General features: G+C 55.9%; 15 protein-coding genes. 7 read left to right on the forward strand and 8 right to left on the reverse strand.

The window, feature by feature from the left end:
* Positions 1-261: 261 nt before the first annotated feature.
* From parE to serB, 4 genes are all read left to right on the forward strand, one after another.
* Positions 262-2,157, forward strand: a complete 1,896-nt coding sequence (gene parE, locus ACW17M_RS02950; RefSeq protein WP_009287735.1) for a DNA topoisomerase IV subunit B — start codon at positions 262-264, stop codon at positions 2,155-2,157.
* A 125-nt stretch (positions 2,158-2,282) separates the two neighbouring features.
* Positions 2,283-4,250, forward strand: a complete 1,968-nt coding sequence (locus ACW17M_RS02955) for a methyl-accepting chemotaxis protein (protein ID WP_457546898.1) — start codon at positions 2,283-2,285, stop codon at positions 4,248-4,250.
* Positions 4,251-4,324: 74 nt separating this feature from the next.
* Complete coding sequence (gene parC, locus ACW17M_RS02960; RefSeq protein WP_009287737.1) at positions 4,325-6,580, forward strand: DNA topoisomerase IV subunit A; 2,256 nt, start codon at positions 4,325-4,327, stop codon at positions 6,578-6,580.
* Between the two features lie 20 nt (positions 6,581-6,600).
* Entirely contained in the window at positions 6,601-7,527 is a 927-nt protein-coding gene (gene serB / locus ACW17M_RS02965; RefSeq protein WP_041158016.1) for a phosphoserine phosphatase SerB, read from the forward strand.
* A gap of 135 nt (positions 7,528-7,662) precedes the next feature.
* Here the strand turns inward: serB and ACW17M_RS02970 are convergent, their stop codons facing one another.
* From ACW17M_RS02970 to ACW17M_RS02995, 6 genes are all read right to left on the reverse strand, one after another.
* The gene (locus tag ACW17M_RS02970) at positions 7,663-8,049 is read right to left on the reverse strand and encodes a Na+/H+ antiporter subunit G (protein WP_027959043.1); all 387 of its coding nucleotides are present in this window, start codon (positions 8,047-8,049) and stop codon (positions 7,663-7,665) included.
* 67 nt (positions 8,050-8,116) lie between these two features.
* Entirely contained in the window at positions 8,117-8,386 is a 270-nt protein-coding gene (locus ACW17M_RS02975; RefSeq protein WP_008958594.1) for a K+/H+ antiporter subunit F, read from the reverse strand.
* A complete protein-coding gene (locus ACW17M_RS02980; protein ID WP_161463464.1) occupies positions 8,380-8,877 on the reverse strand; it encodes a Na+/H+ antiporter subunit E in 498 nt (165 codons plus the stop codon). Before ACW17M_RS02980 ends, ACW17M_RS02975 begins: the two co-directional genes overlap by 7 nt.
* A complete protein-coding gene (locus tag ACW17M_RS02985) occupies positions 8,874-10,385 on the reverse strand; it encodes a monovalent cation/H+ antiporter subunit D (RefSeq protein ID WP_457546899.1) in 1,512 nt (503 codons plus the stop codon). Before ACW17M_RS02985 ends, ACW17M_RS02980 begins: the two co-directional genes overlap by 4 nt.
* Positions 10,382-10,714, reverse strand: coding sequence for a Na+/H+ antiporter subunit C (locus tag ACW17M_RS02990; RefSeq protein ID WP_022523997.1), 333 nt, complete (start codon positions 10,712-10,714; stop codon positions 10,382-10,384). The genes ACW17M_RS02985 and ACW17M_RS02990 overlap by 4 nt, the downstream gene beginning before the upstream one ends.
* Positions 10,714-13,554 carry a monovalent cation/H+ antiporter subunit A gene (locus ACW17M_RS02995; RefSeq protein WP_457546900.1) on the reverse strand — a complete coding sequence of 947 codons (2,841 nt, stop codon included), beginning with the start codon at positions 13,552-13,554 and terminating at the stop codon, positions 10,714-10,716. Before ACW17M_RS02995 ends, ACW17M_RS02990 begins: the two co-directional genes overlap by 1 nt.
* A 175-nt stretch (positions 13,555-13,729) precedes the next feature.
* Between ACW17M_RS02995 and ACW17M_RS03000 the strand changes: the two genes are divergently transcribed.
* The 3 genes from ACW17M_RS03000 to ACW17M_RS03010 are packed head-to-tail and all read left to right on the forward strand — an operon-like array spanning position 13,730 to position 17,496.
* Positions 13,730-14,620 (forward strand): ion transporter, encoded by an 891-nt coding sequence (locus ACW17M_RS03000; protein ID WP_035539138.1) that lies wholly within the window; start codon positions 13,730-13,732, stop codon positions 14,618-14,620.
* Between the two features lie 16 nt (positions 14,621-14,636).
* The gene (leuA, locus tag ACW17M_RS03005) at positions 14,637-16,343 is read left to right on the forward strand and encodes a 2-isopropylmalate synthase (protein ID WP_233974811.1); all 1,707 of its coding nucleotides are present in this window, start codon (positions 14,637-14,639) and stop codon (positions 16,341-16,343) included.
* 34 nt (positions 16,344-16,377) lie between these two features.
* Positions 16,378-17,496: a hypothetical protein gene (locus ACW17M_RS03010; protein WP_457546901.1), complete on the forward strand. Its 1,119-nt coding sequence runs from the start codon at positions 16,378-16,380 to the stop codon at positions 17,494-17,496.
* An 81-nt stretch (positions 17,497-17,577) separates the two neighbouring features.
* Here ACW17M_RS03010 and ACW17M_RS03015 read toward each other — a convergent pair whose 3' ends face one another.
* Positions 17,578-19,596, reverse strand: a complete 2,019-nt coding sequence (locus ACW17M_RS03015) for a pyrroloquinoline quinone-dependent dehydrogenase (protein WP_457546902.1) — start codon at positions 19,594-19,596, stop codon at positions 17,578-17,580.
* Positions 19,597-19,606: 10 nt separating this feature from the next.
* A complete protein-coding gene (locus tag ACW17M_RS03020) occupies positions 19,607-19,972 on the reverse strand; it encodes a hypothetical protein (RefSeq protein WP_457546903.1) in 366 nt (121 codons plus the stop codon).
* Between the last annotated feature and the right edge of the window lie 103 nt (positions 19,973-20,075).

The following is a 20,075-nucleotide window of genomic DNA, read 5'->3' on the forward strand; positions in this document are numbered from 1 at the left end:
GCCGGAATATGTTCCATACAATTCCGGCATTTCCGCCGTCCATGGCGGGCAGATGGCAAATGTAGCGCCCAGGGATGGGGTTACAGCGCCCCCTCGTAGACTTATCGACGGGGAAGCCCTTTCCGCTTTGCCATTGATAAGCATGGCTAGATATACAGCTTTTTGCTTTTCCGCTATCCTGTGCCTCTTTGCAAGTCGGCAATGACACTTTTCAGCATTTGATATGGCTGCCAGTACGATTTTTCAGGGAACCGACGTTACATGACCCAGTTTGATGCCTCTCAGTACGGCGCGAGTTCCATCGAAGTCCTGTCGGGCCTCGAGCCGGTACGTAAGCGTCCCGGTATGTATACCGACACCACACGCCCCAACCACCTTGCTCAAGAAGTGATTGATAACAGCGTCGATGAAGCGCTAGCGGGCCACGCCACCATGATTAACGTCGTGCTGCATAGCGACGGCGGGATTGAGGTGCAGGATAATGGCCGTGGTATGCCCATCGACCTACACCCTGAACACGGTGTTTCGGGCGTTGAACTGATATTTACCAAATTGCACTCGGGTGGCAAATTCTCCTCCACTAGCTACCGCTTCTCCGGCGGCCTACACGGGGTAGGTGTCTCGGTGGTTAATGCGCTATCGCGCCGGTTGGATGTCGAAGTTACCCGGGATGGGGCACGCCATGCCATGGCCTTCGAGTTCGGTGAGAAAGTCGAAGAGCTGCATGAAATTGGTAAAGCCCCCAAGCGGGCAAGTGGCACTTTGGTGCGTTTCTGGCCGGATGAGAGCTACTTCGATAGCCCCAAGTTAGCGCTAACCCGGTTGAAACACCTGCTGCGTGCCAAAGCGGTGCTGTGTCCCGGCTTGAAAGTCACGCTGGTAGAACCTGACGGCACTTCCACAGAGTGGGAGTTCGCCGATGGTTTGCGCGACTACTTAGTTGAAGCCACCGATGGTTATGAAGTACTGCCCAAGGAGCCTTTTGTAGGCCACTTCAATGACGACGAGCACGGTGTCGATTGGGCGATTCAATGGCTACCAGAAGGCGGCGAAGCGCTGCTGGAGAGCTACGTTAACCTTATTCCCACCCCTCAGGGCGGTACCCATGTAAACGGCTTTCGTTCCGGGCTGCTGGACGCGCTGCGGGAATTCTGCGAATACCGCAACTTGTTGCCCCGCGGCATCAAACTCACCGCTGATGACCTTTGGGAGCGCACCTCCTTTGTGCTCTCAGTGAAGATGCTCGACCCGCAGTTTGCCGGGCAAACCAAAGAGCGGCTGTCATCGCGCACGATTGCCGGTTTTGTTTCCGGCGTGGTTAAAGATGCTTTCTCGCTATGGCTGAACCACCATGTGGATCAAGCCGAAGCGATTGCCGAGCTGGTCATCAGCGCGGCGCAAAATCGCCAGAAAAAAGCCAAAAAAGTCGCCCGTAAAAAGGTCACGTCCGGCCCGGCCTTGCCCGGTAAGCTAGCGGACTGCTCCGGCCAAGACCCTGCCCAGAGTGAGCTGTTTTTGGTCGAAGGGGACTCCGCTGGCGGCAGTGCCAAGCAGGCGCGTAACCGCGAGACCCAGGCGATACTGCCCCTGCGCGGTAAGATCCTGAATACCTGGGAAGTGGAAACCCACGATATCTACGGTTCCCAGGAGGTGCACGATATCGCCGTCGCCATTGGCGCTGACCCCGGCAGCGCTGATCTGGAAAAGCTGCGCTATCACAAGATCTGTATTCTCGCCGATGCCGACTCCGATGGCTTGCACATTGCCACGCTACTGTGCGCGCTGTTTGTACGCCATTTTCCGAGCCTGGTAGACGCAGGCCATGTGTATGTCGCCATGCCACCTCTTTACCGTATCGATCTGGGTAAAGAAGTGCACTACGCCCTGGATGAGAGCGAAAAAGCCGCCATTCTCAAGCAACTGGCCAATAAGCGTGGCACACCTAATGTGCAGCGCTTTAAAGGTCTGGGTGAGATGAGCCCGCTACAGCTACGTGAAACCACCATGTCGACGGAAACCCGTCGCCTTGTGCAACTGACGTTGACCGTCGGCGACGGCACCATGGAAATGATGGATATGCTGCTGGCCAAGAAGCGTGCCGGTGATCGCAAAAAATGGCTGGAAGATTACGGCAATCTTGCCGATATCGAAGTGTAGGTAAAAGCAGACAAGCGTTAACAAGCCGTTGTTACAGTAACGCGTACTTTAGCCGATAGTTGGATGTAGAGCTTACATACTAAAAAGACGTAATAAACGTACATTCATACATAAGGGGAAGGCTTTTGTTTAACACGATATCTCGACAGTTAACGCTGTCTGCATTCGTACTCATGCTTCTGATGGCGGCCAGCATTTACGGCGTAATGGCGTGGCGAGGTCAGCCGTTGGTTATCGATGCGAGCCAGTCATTGATAGAGCGTACGGGGGGCTCGATTGTAAATGCGCTCAATGGTCAATTAGCCCGGGTCGAAGGCAATACATCGAGCTTGGCGGCTTTGGCCGAATCGCTGCCGCGTGAAGAAGCCATTTACCTTGAAGCCTTGCCTAATGTCGTTGATGACAACGGCAATGCAACGGTGGCGGGCGGCGGTATTTGGCCGGAGCCCGGCGCATTTTCCTCAGGTGTCGAGCGCTTTAGCTTTTTCTGGGCACGCAACGCCCAGGGCGAGCTGGAGTTTTTGGATGACTATAACGCAAGCGATATTGCCCCTTATCATGATGAGGCATGGTACAGCAGTGCTCGTGATGCGACCCCTGGGCAGTGTGTTTGGTCTGCTGCTTATCGCGATCCGGCGACCGGTGTCGCGATGGTGACCTGTAGTGTGCCTTATTACCTCAATAATGACTTTGCCGGTGTGGCCACCATTGATATGCAGTTAAACGGTGTTGCTGAGTTTCTCGCCGAAAATGGTGGTGGAACGGGCGGCTATGCCTTTGTACTGGATAAAGATCACAACGTGATTGACCTACCGGGCGTTGAGCAGGCGTCGGATGAAATGCGCGGCCTGGGCGATTTAGTGGGGGATATGCCTTGGCTTCAGCCCGTTGTAGAGGCCGTTGAGGCTGGCCGTGATGAGGCCAATGTAGAAAGTGCGGGCGTATTGGACGAGCCTGCGGCAGTGCGTTTGTTTGATATGCCAGACACTGGCTGGACACTCGGCTTGGTAACGCCTAGCGAACAGGTAACAGCCTTGGCGCGCACCTTAACGCGTGATTTATTGATGTTTATTTTACCGCTGTTGGCGCTGCTGCTCGCGCTAGGCTGGTGGGGTGGGCGTATCTTGTTACGTCAGATTCGCAGCACTACTGGGCAGATTGATCAACTGGGCCAGGGCGGTTCCAGTCGTGAACTGACCATTTATCGCGATGATGAAATCGGCGAGCTACGCGGTGCTGTGAATCGCTACGCGGAGAAGTTGCAGCGCCTGTTTGGTGATGTGCGTGGCGTAGCGGATGCCATTGCCAGTGAATCGACGGAAATTGCCGCGGGCAATACCGAGCTTTCTAGCCGCACTGAGCAGCAAGCGGCTTCTCTGCAAGAGACTTCTTCTACGATGGAAGAGATGGCCGCTACGGTGAAGCGCAATGCTGATAACGCTCAAGAGGCGGATCAGCGAGCGAAAGAGTCAGCGGAAAAAGTGAAACAGGGTGGAGAGCAGGTATCACGGCTGGCGCAATCCATGGAGGCTATCAACGCAAGCTCTACTGAGGTCTCTTCGATAGTCGATGTGATTGAAAACATTGCCTTCCAAACCAATATTTTAGCGTTAAATGCCTCTGTAGAGGCGGCGCGAGCCGGTGAACATGGGCGTGGCTTTGCCGTAGTGGCCAGCGAAGTACGTGAGCTGGCGTCGCGTAGCGCTGCTTCTGCCAGAAACATTAATGGGCTGATTAAAACCACCTCAGAGCAGATTGCCACCGGTAGTGGCTATGCTCAAGCAGCTGAATCCGCCATGAAAGATATCGTGGTGGCGATTGAAGAGGTTACTGCACGTATTAGCGAAATCAGCCAAGCGTCTGGCGAGCAGACCAACGGTATTGATGAGATCAACCGGGCGGTCACGCAAATGGATACGGTGACGCAGCAAAATGCCGGGTTGGTTAGCGAAGCGGCGAGTGCTGCCAATGAGCTGTCATTACAGGCTCAGCGCTTAAAAGGGCTGTTAGACGAGTTTCACGGTAGTTCTCAAGAAGCGTCATCTACGGCAGCGCTATCCAATGCATCAAACGAAAGGTATCAATTAACATAGCGAGCCATGTTAAGTGGCCGCGTGTCCGCTTATCAGCCGCCCCAACAGGGGCGGTTTTGTTGTCAAGGTAGGATATGATCGACATGGATATTCAAGTAGCGGAAGGAGACGTCGAGCGTCTCTCCCTGCGCGACTACACCGAAAAAGCGTACCTCGACTACTCGATGTACGTCATTCTCGACCGCGCCTTGCCCAATATTGGCGACGGCATGAAACCCGTGCAGCGGCGGATAATTTACGCCATGCGTGAGCTGGCGCTGCACGCCAACGCCAAGTACAAAAAGTCGGCGCGTACCGTCGGTGACGTGCTGGGTAAATTCCACCCCCATGGGGATAGCGCCTGCTACGAAGCCATGGTGTTGATGGCGCAACCATTTAGCTACCGCTACCCGCTGGTAGACGGCCAAGGCAACTGGGGTAGCCCCGATGACCCCAAATCCTTCGCCGCCATGCGCTACACCGAAGCCAAGCTTTCCAAGTTCGCCGAAGTGCTGCTGGGCGAGCTAGGCCAAGGCACCGTCGATTGGGCGCCCAACTTTGACGGCACCATGCAAGAGCCGCTGGTACTGCCGGCCAAGTTACCCCATGTGCTGCTCAATGGTGGCACAGGGATTGCGGTTGGCATGGCCACCGATATTCCTCCCCATAATGTCTCGGAAGTGGTCGAAGCCACCTGTCATCTGTTGCGCAACCCCAAGGCGACCACCGCTGATTTAATGGAATTCGTGCCCGCGCCCGATTTCCCCACCGATGCAGAAATTATTACCCCGCCCGCGGATCTTCGGAAGCTCTACGAATCCGGGCGTGGCTCGGTCAAGCTGCGTGCCCGCTACATCCGCGAAGAAGCCAATATTGTTATCACCGCCGTACCCTATCAGGTCAGCGGTGCCAAAGTATTGGAGCAGATTGCCGCGCAAATGCAGGCCAAAAAGCTGCCCATGGTGGCTGACCTGCGCGATGAGTCGACCCACGAAGAGCCGACTCGCCTGGTCATCGAACCACGCTCCAACCGCATTGACGTAGAGTCGTTGATGGCGCACCTATTCGCCACCACCGACCTGGAAAAGAACGTGCGGGTGAACATGAACGTGATCGGCCTGGACGGCCGCCCACGGGTGATGCCGCTGCCCGAAATGCTGGGTGAGTGGCTGCAGTTCCGGCGCAGCACGGTGCGTCGTCGTTTAGAGCACCGCTTAGGCAAAGTCGAAGACCGGCTGCATATCCTGGAAGGCTTGCTAATTGCCTACCTTGATCTGGACGAAGTGATCCGCATTATTCGCGAGGAGGACGACCCTAAAGCCTCGCTGATAGCAACGTTTAGTCTCTCTGAGCGCCAAGCCGAAGCCATTTTAGAGTTACGCCTGCGTCACCTTGCCAAGCTCGAAGAAATGAAAATTCGCGGCGAGCAGGATGAGCTGGAAAAAGAGCGCAAATATCTAGAGGGGCTGCTGGGCAGCGAAGCCAAGCTCACTACGCTGATTGAAAAAGAGATCCGCGCAGCAGGTAAAGAGCATGGCGATGAGCGTCGCTCACCGCTGGTCGAGCGCGAAGAGTCCAAGGCGCTTTCAGAAGTGGAGCTGCTGGGCGCTGACCCGATTACCGTGGTGCTCTCCGATAAAGGCTGGATTCGTGCGGCCAAGGGGCACGATATCGACCCCGAGGGGCTCTCCTATAAAGCCGGGGATAGCTTCCAACTGGCGGCGAAAGGTAAAACCAATCAGCCGCTGGTGCTGCTGGATGACACCGGGCGTGCCTATACGCTGTCTGCTCACAATCTTCCCAGTGCGCGGGGGCAGGGGGAACCGGTCACCGGTCGCGCGAACGTTGCCGCTGGGGCGAAAATGGCGGGACTGATGTTCGCACCGCCGGAGCGGCGCTTCGTGCTCGCCACTGACGGCGGTTATGGCTTTGTGGCACGGCTCGATACACTTACCGGTAAAAACAAAGCCGGCAAAGCGGTGCTTAGCCTGCCCAAAGGCTGCAATGTGATGGCGCCGGTTGAAGTGCCAGAGGGCGATGAGCTGTGGGTTGCCTCGGTTTCAAACGAAGGTCGGCTGTTGCTGTTTCCCTTGGATCAACTACCAGAAATGTCCAAAGGCAAAGGCAATAAGATGCTCGATATCCCTGGCCCACGCGCCGCCCGCCGGGAGGAGTTTGTTACCGGCATTGTGGTGCTCGCTGCCAGTGAGGCGTTAATGATTCATGCTGGTAAGCGTAAGCTAACCCTAAAAGCCGACGATTTAGCTTATTATCGCGGTGAGCGTGGCCGCCGCGGTAGCAAGTTGCCCCGTGGCTTCCAGAAAGTCGACCGTTTAGAGGCAGGAGAGTAAATAATGGCAGGAGCTAAGTGATGGCAGGCGGTGACTTGATCCTAACCGTTTTAGCGGCACGTTTAACCGCAGATATTCAATCCCAGGTAGATGCACTGATCGTGCAGTTTGGCCTACAAGAAAAGAGCACCCAGCGCCTTGCCGACGCCTCGTTACAGCAGAATAAGTGCATCGACTGTATTGAGTACCGTCTGGTAGGTGAGGTGGATATTGAAGCTGTCCGCAATGCGGCATTGGTACTGAGCGAAACCCTGAGTGTCGATATTGTTGTCCAAGCGAATACTCGCGATCACGTTCAGCCCCGTTTGGTGTGTTTCGATATGGACTCCACGCTGATCAAAGCTGAAGTGATTGACGAACTGGCCCGCCGCCATGGCGTGGGTGATGAAGTCGCAGAAGTCACCGAGCGTGCCATGCGCGGCGAGTTGGATTTCAAAGCGAGCTTTCGTGAGCGGATGAGCAAACTTGAAGGTTTGGATGAGTCCGTGCTGGCGGAGATCGCTGAGGAATTGCCGCTAATGGAAGGCGTAGAGCGCTTAATGGTTAACCTGAAGCACTTAGGTTTTCGCACCGCCATCCTCTCCGGCGGCTTCACCTACTTTGCTCGCCACTTACAGGAGAAGCTGGGCTTTGACGAGATCCATGCCAATGAACTGATCATCGAAAATGGCAAGGTAACCGGCGAAGTAAGTGAACCGATCGTCGATGCCGAGCGCAAAGCCGAACTATTAGAGTCCATTGCTCAGCGTGAAGGTTTTACCCTGGGTCAAACGATTGCGGTAGGGGATGGCGCCAATGATCTGAAAATGCTTGCCAAAGCGGGCATGGGGATTGCGTTTCGGGCCAAGCCCCTGGTGCGTGCCCAGGCGCGCCAGGCGATTTCAACCTCGGGCCTTGATGGCGTGCTCTATCTACTGGGCTATCACCAGCAGGATTTAACCCCGTAAATTCTGCTTTGGCACAGTCGCGCAAAGTGTCATTGCGAGGAGCCTGCGACGCGGCAATCTCAACCTGCGCAGGCGCAGTTCAACCCAAGATTGCCGCGCTTCGCTCGCAATGACAAAAGCGAGGTTGCTTAGCTTTCAGCCATGGCCTTTATCCGGGTGGGGTACCGGTTTATCGCCGACTTCTTCCGGACGCAGCTCTACTGGCTTACCCTGGGTTTTATCAGCGTGCTTTAAACGCAGGTGCAAGCCGGACTTGGCCAGCAAGTGGGCGCTAACGGGGGCGGTAATGAACAGGAAGAGCGTAATCAACATTTCCTGAATATCGGGTTTGCCATCCACGCTCCAGAAATACATCATCGAAGCGATCAGCATACAGCCGATACCCAGAGTGGTGGCCTTGGTCGGGCCATGCAGGCGCATATAAAAGTCACGCAAGTGGGCCATCCCTAGCGAACCAATAAACACAAAGATGCCGCCAGCAACCAGCAGCAGCGAAATAACCGCCTCTATTACTCCTGACATAACGCCCCCTGGCATGAGCCTTTCTGGCATAGCGGCTGCCTCTTTATGGAGGCGACGATCACGGTACTCATTCGATAATATCTCCGCGCAGAATATATTTGCACACCGCAACGGTACTGATGAAACCTAACATCGCGATCAGCAGCGCCGACTCGAAATAGGTTTTGCTGTTCAGCCATAGTCCCAGCAGCACGATCAGTGCAATCGAGTTGACGTACATAGTGTCCAGGGCGAGTACCCGGTCGGGCAGGCTGGGGCCGATGGTAAGCCGGTAGAGATTCATCAACAGTGCCATCACCACCAGGGCTAAGGTGATATAAAGCGCAATGCTCAGCATTCGTAAATCTCCTTGAGCGGGCGTTCATAGCGCTCACGAATCTGGTTAATCAGCGCCTCCTCATCGTCCACGTTTAAGGCGTGAATCAGCAGCGACTTGCCATCCATGCGTAGATTGGCTGATACGGTGCCCGGTGTCAGGCTGATCGTGCTGGCCAGCAGCGTAATGGTGAAGCGCTCTTCGAGCATGAGTGGGTATTCAATAAAGTGAGGCTTAAGCTTGCGCCACGGGTTGGCGATCAAGTAAGCCACTTCAAAGTTGGCGATGATAATGTCGCCCAGCACCCGGAAAATAAACCGCAAAAGCGCGAATGGTTTGGCGATAAGCGGTCGCGCATCCCAAAAGCGGTGGGTCAGCAGTGGGATCAAAATGGCTAACGAGCCACCGAGTACGAATTGACCAAAGGCGTAGCTGCGTACCAGCAGCAGCCAAACGACGAGCAGTAGTAGCGATAAAACAGGCGTGGGTAGCCAGGAGCGCGGAGCAATCATTGGGCATCTCCAGCATCAGGTAGTAGCGTGCGAATCAGCACCTGGGGGGTGGCTAATTGCTCAGCCGTGGCTTGAGTGTAGCTGCTCACTGGCCCGGCCATGGCGACTAATAGAGGGGCTGCACTCAGCAGCCAAATAACCCCAAACCACTGGCAACGGGAAAGCGGCGTACCGCTGATCGTGCCCCGGTGGCTACGCCAAAACAGCGTAGAGCCAGCCCGGGAGAGGGCGATCAGCGAGGCTAAACTGGTTAGCAGCAGCAGCGGCCATAGCCATAGTCGCTGGGTGCCTTCGGCAGCATTGAGCATCAATGCTTTGCCGAAAGCGCCGGAGAACGGCGGGATGCCTGCGACGGCGATAGCGCCGACGAAAAACAACATGGCGAGTGCTGCGCCCTGCACCATAGGGCGGCCCTTGACTATGCGAGTACCCGCTTTGCCACGCTGTAGGCCAATCATTTCCGCTAGCAGGAACAGACCACCGGTGATCAACGTAGTGTGGATCAGATAGTAGAGAAGCGCAGAGACCGCCTGTGGCGAGCGCATACCGATACCGGCCAGCAGCGTGCCCACTGACACCAGCACTAAATAAGCAACCAGCAGTCGTAAGTCCCTTGCGGCCATTACCCCAACGCCTGCGGCAGCCAGGGTAGCGAGCGATAGCCACCACACCCAGGGCTGTTCCAGCGCCTCCAAACCGCCAGCGCTATCGCCAAAAATGAGCGAGTAGACGCGCAGAATGGCGTAAATACCCACTTTGGTCATGATGGCAAACAGCGCCGCCACTGGCGCGGGGGCCGAGGCGTAAGCTTTGGGCAGCCAGAAGTAGAGCGGCAGAATGGCGGCTTTTAACCCAAACACGACCAGCAGCATCAGTGCCCCAGCGCTCACTAAGCCGTCACGCTCTTCGGGTAGTTCGGCTACCCGGATCGCCATATCGGCCATATTGAGCGTGCCTGTCGCGCCATACAGAATCCCCACTGCAATCAGAAACAGCGAAGACCCCGCCAGGTTGAGCACCACGTAGTGGACGCTGGCTTGAATGCGCGCTTTGCCGCCGCCGTGAAGCAGCAGGGCGTAGGACGCCAGCAGCAGAACTTCAAAAAAGACGAACAGGTTAAACAAATCACCGGTTAAAAAAGCACCGTTAATGCCCAGTAGTTGCCATTGAAAAAGGCCATGGAAGTTGCTGCCTTTTTCATCGTCACCGGCGCAGGCAAACACTACTGCGCCAACGGCCAATACGGCGGTCAGCAGCAGCATTAACGCCGAGAGGCGATCCAGCACTAACACGATGCCGAACGGGGCTTGCCAGTCACCCAGCGCGTAGTAGGTGACTTCACCACTGGCGGCTTGGCGTAATAGGCCTATCGCAACCAGCAGCAGTAGCACCGTGGCAGCAACACTCACCGTGCGCTTGTAACGCACTAATCCTTGGCGCTGATAGAGCAGTAATATGCCCGCGACTAGCGGCAGAACGACAGGGAAAACAATTAGATGCTGCATCATTCTCGGTCTTCCTTTTTACCGTCGACGTGGTCGTTCCCCACTTCACTCCGCGCCCGCATGGCCAGGATCACCACAAACGCCGTCATCGCAAAGCCGATCACTATAGCCGTGAGCACTAGCGCCTGGGGCAGCGGGTCGGCGAAACCTGCACCCTCGGAGACAATGGCAGCTCCATCAGTGGTTAATCCTCCCATCGAAAACAGGAACAAATTCACTGCGTAAGAGAGCAGCGTAAGGCCTACCACGACCGGGAAAGTACGGCCGCGTAACGTTAGATAGAGGCCAGAAGCGGTCAATACACCGGTGGTCATCGCATAAAGCAGTTCCATTAACGAGGCTCCTTGGCAGAGGTGGCGGCGGCGCTAGCGTCGGCATCCTGTTCGCTTGCTTCGGTCACTGGGCGGTGAGCGGTGGTGACCTTACCAAGGTTGGCAAGAATCATCAGCGTAGCGCCCACCACCGCTAAGTAGACACCCAGATCAAAGAGCAGCGCGGTGGCCAGTTCAAAGGTGCCGATGAGCGGTAGGCTGAAATAGCCAAATGCGGATGTTAAGAACGGGTGACCAAATAGCCAGCTACCCAGCCCGGTTAGAGTGGCTATCGCCACCCCAATGACGGCTACCGGTTGGAAAGGGAAGTCCAAACGTTCTTGCGCCCACGCCACACCCCGGGCCATGTACAGCAGGATCAAGGCTACCGCAGTAATCAACCCCGCGATAAAGCCACCCCCAGGCTGATTATGGCCGCGCAGGAAGATAAATGCAGATACCAACAGTGCCAGTGGCAGCAGCGTCATTGAAATTGACGTGAGTACCGCTGGGTAGCGGTCAGGTGACCATACCCGGCCTTCGCCGTCACTGTGCGGCATAAACAGGCGTAAGCGGTTCAGCAGCTTAAAGATCGCCAGGCCTGCGATGGCGAGTACGGTGATTTCACCCAAGGTGTCGAATCCCCGGAAGTCGACCAGAATCACGTTGACCACATTGTAGCCGCCACCACCGGGCTTGCTGTTTTCCACAAAGAAACTGGAAATCGACAGCGTCTCGCGGGTCATGACCGCGTAGTTAAGGCTGGCAATCACCAAGCCTAGCGTGCCTGCCAGCAGCATATCGCGAACGTTGCGCAGTGGGCTGGATTCCCGTGGGGTCTTCTGCGGCAGGAAAAATAGCGCCAGCATCAACAGGATCATGGTCACCACTTCCACCGAAAGCTGTGTCAGCGCTAAATCGGGTGCTGAGAAACGAGCAAAGGTGAGCGCCACAAAGAGCCCGACGACCGATAGCATCAGCAGAGAGATCAGCCGGTAGCGGTGAGTGGCAGCGGTGGCCACGCCGCCAAACATCAGCATCCCCGCCCCGAGTATGAGGATACCATCCAGCTCTTGATTGCCAGCAGCACCCGTTAAGTCAGTGATCTGAACCAGTCCGATCCCACCCATGACTAATGCGCCTAGCCAGAGCCAGCCCACATAACGCTGTAGCGAATTGCCTTCAAGCTTGGCAATAAGCTGCTCGGCGCGATAGCCCATGGAGACAAGCATGCGCTCAAACACCCGCCGGGCATCGACCCCGGCAAACTGCTGGGTAAATCGACGCACCTCGCCATAGCGCCAATAGAGTGCAATACCCACCACGAAGGCGAGCAAACTCATGATGAGCGGTAGATTCACGCCGTGCCAAATAGCCAGGTGGAAATCCAGTGGGCTACCAATCACCGCTTGGCTGGCGAGCTCTAATAATCCCGTTGCCATAAAAGCCGGGAACAGGCCCACTACCACGCACAGGGCTACCAATATTTCTACCGGCAAACGCATAAGGTGCGGCGGCTCGTGGGGCGATTTCGGTGGTGCTTCACGGGCTGGTTTGAAGAAAACTGCGTGCACCAAACGCAGCGAGTAAGCCACAGAGAGGATACCGCCCAGTGTTGCCAGCGCGGGCAATAGCCAACTGAGGCCGCCTAACACGGGCGTCGCTAGCGCTTCGGTGAAGAACATCTCTTTGGATAAGAAACCATTAAATAGCGGTACGCCCGCCATTGAGGCAGCCGCTAGCGTGGTCAAGAGTGCCGTCACTGGCATGGCTTTTTTCAGCCCGCCCAACTGTTTCAGCTCCCGGGTGCCGGTCTCGTGATCGATAATGCCGGCACTCATAAACAGTGCGGCTTTAAAGGTGGCGTGATTCAGAATGTGAAACAGGGCAGCTAAAATCGCCATGGGGCTGCCGATACCCAACAGCACGGTAATCAAGCCTAAATGGCTAACGGTGGAGAACGCCAGAATACCCTTTAGGTCGGTCTTCATCAGTGCAAACCAAGCGCCATACAGCATCGTCACGATGCCCACTAGGGAGACCACCACGCTCCATAGCTCGCTACCCGCGATGGCTGGGTGCAGTCGTGCCATCAGAAAAATGCCCGCTTTAACCATGGTGGCCGAGTGCAGATAGGCTGATACTGGCGTGGGTGCCGCCATGGCGTGGGGCAACCAAAAGTGGAACGGGAACTGTGCTGATTTGGTAAACGCCCCCAGCAGTACCAAACCCAGCATAAGCGGGTAGCGGGAATCCGCCAGAATCACTTCGCTGCTAGCCAGTACATCGCCCATATTGAAGCTGCCCGCCATATCGCCCAACAGCAGTAAGCCCGCCAATAGCGCAAGGCCGCCCGCGCCGGTGACTGTTAGCGCCATGCGTGCGCCTTTACGGGCATCCGACTGGTGCGACCAGTAACCGATCAGCAAAAACGAAGAGAGACTGGTTAACTCCCAGAAGAGCCATAGCAGAATCAGGTTGTCCGACATTGAAATACCCACCATTGACGCCATAAAAAGCATCAGGAAGGCGTAGAATCGGCCATAGGGTTCGTCTTTGTCTAAATAGTAGTGAGCATAAAGAATAATCAGCAGACCGATGCCGAGTATCAATAGGTTGAACAGCAGCGATAGCCCATCCAGGCGGAACGCCAGGTTCAGTGCCAGTTCCGGCATCCAGGTGACCGAAAAACGTAGCTGCTCGCCATCTAAAAGAGCTGGCACGTTGAGTAGCGTCATTACTAGGGCGGTAGCGGGCAGCACCGCCGTTGCAAGGGAACAGAAACCGCGCCCGCGCCGTGCGGTGAGTGCCGGCACCAGTACGCCTAGCAGAGGCAATAAGGCTATCCAAAGCAGTGTCATGGGGATCATCCAGCGGCTAAAGTAAAAAAAGTCAAAAGAGTACCAACAGGGCGTCTAAAGAGGCGTTCTGGTGGCGTAGGATACATCAAGTGAAACAACAGGATATCACTTGTGTAGCAGGTGTGTAATTTTAGTATAAAGTGTGCGAATTAACCGTTGAGAGATTTTTTGTTACATGAGTGAGTCCTTTACTAACTGGCAGGCCCGTTTTGAAAAGCTACGGTCAAACAAGTTTTTTGAAGCGATGGTGATCGCCATTATCGTCATTTCCGCCCTGGTGATAGGGGCAAAAACCTACGACGAAACCACTCAGGTTGAGCAGTGGCTGCTCTATCTCGATATCGCGGTAACGATATTTTTCCTGATTGAGATTTTAATCAGAATGGCCGCGGAGCGCAGCCTGCTCGACTTCTTCAAAAAGGGCTGGAACGTTTTTGACTTCCTGATTGTGACTGCCAGTCTCATCCCCATGGATGACTCGGAAATGGTGCTACTGGCCAGGCTGCTGCGCATTTTCCGGGTACTGCGCCTGGTGTCGATGATTCCTGAACTTCAGATGCTACTTAGCGCCCTGGTGAAGTCGGTGCCACGGATGGGCTATGTGGTACTGCTGATGTTTATCATCTTCTATATATACGCTGCCATTGGGAGCTTTCTGTTTCACAATGTAGACGAGGGGCTGTGGGGCAATATTTCCCTGGCCATGCTAACGCTATTTCAGGTGGCGACCTTTGAGAGCTGGGCCACCGCTGTGCTGTACCCGGCCATGGAGGTCTACCCCTACGCTTGGATCTATTTTCTCACCTTTATCTTTTTGAACGCCTTTATCTTTCTCAATATGATGATTGGTATTGTGCTGGACGTGATGCAGAAAGAGAGCGCGCAAATGGCGCTGGACAACGGCGAAGGCGAAGAAGCCGAGCTGCAGTCGCTGCGCAATGATGTTCGCGGGCTGAAAGCGCAGCTTGACCGTATGGAGTCAGCGCTCTCTCAAGCATACTCGACAGCCCCAACACACCAGAATGACGCGGGCGGTAAGCACAGCGACAAGCCCACAACTGACTGATTTTAGGAGAGCCGCCATGATGTTGACTGATCCTGCCAAAAAGTACCGCCCCTTTGTGGCCGTTGATCTGCCCGACCGCCAGTGGCCGAGCAAGCGTATCGAGACGGCGCCTGTCTGGTGCAGCGTTGACCTGCGCGACGGCAACCAGTCGCTGATCGACCCCATGGATCAGGAGCGCAAACAGCGCTTATTCGACATGCTGCTAAGTGTCGGTTTTAAACAGATAGAAGTGGGCTTTCCGTCAGCCTCCCAAACCGACTTCGATTTCGTTCGTTCGCTGATTGAGCAGGATAAAATTCCTGAGGATGTGACCATTCAAGTGCTAACCCAGGCACGTCCGCACTTGATTGAACGCACCTTTGAAGCGCTACAAGGCGCCAAAAACGCTATCGTCCACGTCTATAACGCTACCGATCCCATGTTTCGCCGGGTGGTGTTCAATGTCGATAAAGCTGAATGCGTGCAAATCGCCGTCGAAGCAACCCAGCAGATTCGCGCGCAGATGGACGCCGCACCAGAAACCAACTGGACGTTCCAGTACTCGCCGGAACTCTTCACTACCACCGAGATGGACTTTGCCGTTGAGATCGTCGAAGCGGTCATGGACGCTTATGGCACCCGCGCCGATAAGCCCATGATCGTGAACCTGCCTGCCACGGTAGAAGTCGCCACGCCCAACAACTACGCCGACCAGATCGAGTGGTTCTGTCGCCACGTCAAAAACCGCGACCACTTGATTGTCAGCGTTCACCCCCATAACGATCGCGGTACCGGCGTTGCGGCGGCAGAGCTGACGCTGATGGCCGGAGCTGATCGCGTTGAGGGTACGCTGTTTGGGAATGGCGAGCGCACCGGCAACGTTGATATCGTCACCCTGGCGATGAATATGTATACCCAGGGCGTTAACCCCCAGCTCGATTTTTCCAATATCACGCCCATCATGCGCGAAGTGGAGTACTGCAACCAACTGCCGGTGCATCCGCGCCACCCCTACGTGGGCGATTTGGTGTTTACCGCCTTCTCCGGCTCTCATCAGGATGCGATCAAAAAAGGCATGGCAGATCGTCGCGCCAATCCTGATGCCGTTTGGGATGTGCCTTATTTGCCTATCGATCCGCTGGACGTGGGCCGTAGCTACGAAGCGGTGATTCGGGTTAACAGCCAATCGGGTAAAGGCGGTGTTTCCTACCTGCTTGAGCAGGAACACGGTATTGAGCTACCGCGCCGGCTTTCCATCGAGTTTAGTCAGGTCGTTCAGGAAGTGGCAGAGCGCACCGGGCGTGAGATCACCTCGCAGATGATCTATCAGGCGTTCTCGGATGAGTATTTAGAGCAGCGAGTGCCCTTTGCATTAGTTAACCACCGTTTGTCGTCTGAACCTGACAGCCCCAAAGTCACGCTGGACGCCGTGATTGAGGAGAGCGGCACACGGCAAACGTTAAAGGGCGAGGGCAACGGTCCGTTAGCGGCCTTTGTTAAAGCACTGGCAGCCGCAGGGCACGATGTAGAGATTATCGACTACCACGAGCACTCCCGCGGGCAGGGCGCTGACGCTGAGGCGATCGCTTATGTGGAAGTGCGTATCGACGGCAAAGCGGTATTCGGTGTAGGCAACGATGAAAGCATTACCAGCGCGTCGATGAAGGGGGTATTGAGCGCGATCAATCGCCACCATTCTACCCAGCCTGCGGCGGCCAACGTGACGGCAGAGACGTTGGGGTAATACTGCAGTTACCAGTTGAGCGAGGTGAATTGCAATGCGGCCCTGGCAGATAATGGTAGTAACCGCGATAGTGATCGCCGGGCTAGCATCGACATTGGCCTCTCATGAGCCGTTTGAGTCCAAACTGGTAAGATTGGAAGCTCAGCGGGCATTGCCCTCGCTAGAGGCGTCGCTTCAGCAGGAAACAGCGGAGCTCAATGCGCTGTTTCTCAGCTATGCTGACGATCAGGCGCTGTGGATGAGCGCCTCTTTGGCGATTTTGCGCCACGGTGATATGGCCCGCGATGTATTAGTGGAGTACGGCTTACTGCCCAATTTTCAGCGAGTACTGGTGCGCTATGGGGCTGACGCCGTACTTCCCATTAGCTACTTTCGCAGCCACGATGTGGCCACGCTAAAGGCGCAGTACTGGGTCGGTGAGCGTTATCAGCAATTCAGCCGCTGGTGGAGCGATGAGGAAGGAGAAGCGGATTCAGCGCTCACCCCTTATCGCCGCGGGCAGATGGGTATTGCGCTGCTGGATGCCAATGGCCACGCGCTGCTCAACCAGTTTGTGGTCAGTGAACAAGGCGACGTGGAGTGGCTACAGGGCGAGCGTCTGGTTGCGGGCCTGGGCGATTTCTTCACCAGTGGTTTACGCGATTTGGAAAGCCAGTGGCGGCGGGGCGACGACATTGGCGCCGCTGATCTAGGCTGGGCCGGTGTCGATCTACTGGTGATGGCCAGCACCGTGAAGGTGCTGCGGGCAGGCAAGGCCGCTCGTGCTGCCCGAGTGGGCAGTGTGGAAGCCCAGGGCGCTAGGACGAGCCTGCGCCAAGGGATCCTAGCCACCAGCGGACGTTTTACGAGCTTGCCTCGTATGGCCAAGGTGGCCGCAGTAGCGGGCACTGCCTATGTGGTGGTGCGCCACCCAAGCTTAGTGAGCGCACTCGGCGTCAACCTCTCTGCCTGGCTTGGCTGGCCGGTCTGGTTCGGTCAGTTTCTTATCTGGCTCATCGTGCTACTGCCAGTACTCTTTATTGCGCGCTTTATTTTCCGCTGGCTACTTACGCCGATACTGTGGCTGCTGGTGCCGCTGATGCGGGTATGCTTTAGGGCGGCAAATAATCAGTTGGCCAGGCGTACCAAGCCTCAGAGCCGTGATTTTGGCTGAAGCAGTGAGAGAAAGTAGCTGTTAACGTAAACGGGGCGGCCTTTGAGGCCGCCCCGTTTATCATTTTATCTACGCTAAGGGTTATTCTGGCAGTGCGTAGACCGCGATCTGATCACCTACCTGATCTTTCAGAATGGTATTGCCACCGGAAACAAAGGCGACATATTGGCGACCATTATACTCGTAGACCGCGGGGTTCGAGACGGAGGGGGCTTCGGTCTGGTCTGACCAGAGCTCCTCGCCGGTCTCAAGGGAGTAGGCACGCACCTTGGCATCCATGGAAGCGCCAATAAAGATAATATTGCCTGCGGTTACGGCCGGGCCACCGATGGTGGGCGAGCCCCAGCTCTCAGGCATAAAAAAGCCATACTGTTGCGATGCACCCACCGGACGACGCCATTTGATATCACCGCTGGTCATATCCAGGGCGACAAGCTCGCCAAAGGGGGGCTCCCAGCAGGGCATGCCTAGCCGGTTAAGCGCTACCTCAAGACGCATCCCATAGGGCGCGCCTTCCTGTGGGGCAAAACCGCTTTCATTGCCGGATCCGCTATCCGCTTTGTCATAATCTTCGCGATTATAGAGTTTTATGTACTGCACAATGTGCGAGGTATTGACGATTGCTGTTTGGCTCTTCGGATCAAAGGCCACACCACCCCACTGTACGCCGCCTGCGCTGATCGGATAGCCGAGCGTGCCTTCGCCTTGGGTAGTGGGCGGGGTGTACATGCCTTCATAGTGAAGATCGTCCCACAATGCGGAACACTCTCCGAAGCTAACCGCGTCGGCCAGCGCCCAGACGTTGGGCTTTTCAGACTGATCTAACAGCGGTTCCGGTTTAGTCGGGAAAGGCTGGGTCGGCGCGTAAACTTCGCCCTCAACGCTGCCGTCGCCGCTGGGTACCGGGCGCTCCTCAATCGGCCAAACGTCTTCGCCTGTTTCGCGATTAACCACGAACAGAAAGCCCATTTTGGTTGCTTGGATGAGTGCCGGTATTTCTTCACCATCTGCTGTGATGTCCATCAGCGTTGGTGCGGCATTGATATCGTAATCCCAGATATCGTGATGTACCCACTGCCGCGACCAAACCACTTCGCCGGTCTCGATATCCAGGGCAGTGGTGGATGTGCCCAGAGGCACTTCTTCGGTGCGATTGCCGCCCCAGTAGTTCGGCGAGGGTGAGGAAACCGGCAGATAGACTAAACCACGCTCCTCGTCGGCGGACATATGTGTCCAGACATTGGCGGTGCCGCTTTGATCGCGCATCTCATCGGAAAGTGCCTGGAACGTCCATTGACGTTCTCCAGTGCGGGCATTAATTGAGTAAACGGTGCCGGGTGGCGCCTGTTCGTATGCCCAGTCCATCCCCGCCCAGCCGAGTACCAAGTGGTCTCCCACCACGGTAGGGGGTTGTAGTAGCGAAAGCGGCCAGCGGTCGTTGGTGTCGTTCCACTGGTTGACGTCGAGCACACCGTTATCGGCAAAGTCGGCGCACTGTTCGCCACTATCGGCATCAACCGCGAAAAGCTGTGCATCCATGGTGCCCATATAGATAATTTTCTGACAGGGCTCGCCTGCTACCGGATCGTCGGCTTCCCAATAGGCCACACCACGGTTTTTCAAGGCGGGTTGAGTTAGCGCTTCCAGAGAGGATTGAGTATCGAAACTCCATTTCTCTTCGCCACTACCGGGGTCTAACGCGAGTATGCGATAGAAGGGGGTACCAATATAAAGGGTATCGTTAGCAAACACCGGGGTCGCTGACCAAACGGTGGCTGGCAATTCCCCCGAGCCATCCGCGACATCGCCGGTATGCACTTCCCATACCTTCTCCAGCTCGCCGACGTTATCAGTATTGATTTGATCAAGTGGGCTATATTTTTGGGCATTAAGCTGGCCATGGAAGCTGTTCCAGGTCGGCTCGCCAGGCACCAGCGGGATGGGAGCGCGACTGGGCGCTTCTTCCTGCTCGGGATTCTCCTGCTCACTGGGTTGATCCTGAGCCAGTAACGGCAAGGGCGTAAAACAGATCGCCAGGGCGGTGACTGCGCCTAAGCCTGGGGTTATCGATTTAAACGGGGTGGATACTAATGTCGGCATGGGCGGCTCCTCAGGTTTGGGTGAGACGGGCGTGATGGGTTGCGCGAACCATATCAACAATCAAGCCGATCAGACCGACTACCATGGCTGCGCTGATCCACCACTGATGCAGCAGCATTCCGGCGAAAGATGTACCGGCAAGCCCCATCAGTATGAGTATCCGCAGTACGATGGAAGCACCACGCCCTCTAACTTTAAAGAGAAGTAACGCCATCACCGCAAGGGCGAGGCAGGCCACAATGGCGACCAGTGCCCCAAGCGTTCCAGTGACGCCGGTTAGTGGTGTGAAATAGGCATATAAAGCGATGGCAAGCCCGGCAAGCGAGGCTATTAAGAGGACGAAAGCGCCCGGTCTGGACGAGAGGGATGGTGACATAACGCTATGGCCTCCTGCTGAGTGAGATGCCCAACGTTGAGGCTAATTCAACGTCAGAAATCGTTAGCACTATAACTTTAGCAGAAAACGATATTTTTACGAT

This window comes from Vreelandella sp. 2A-K22 (genome assembly GCF_054065485.1).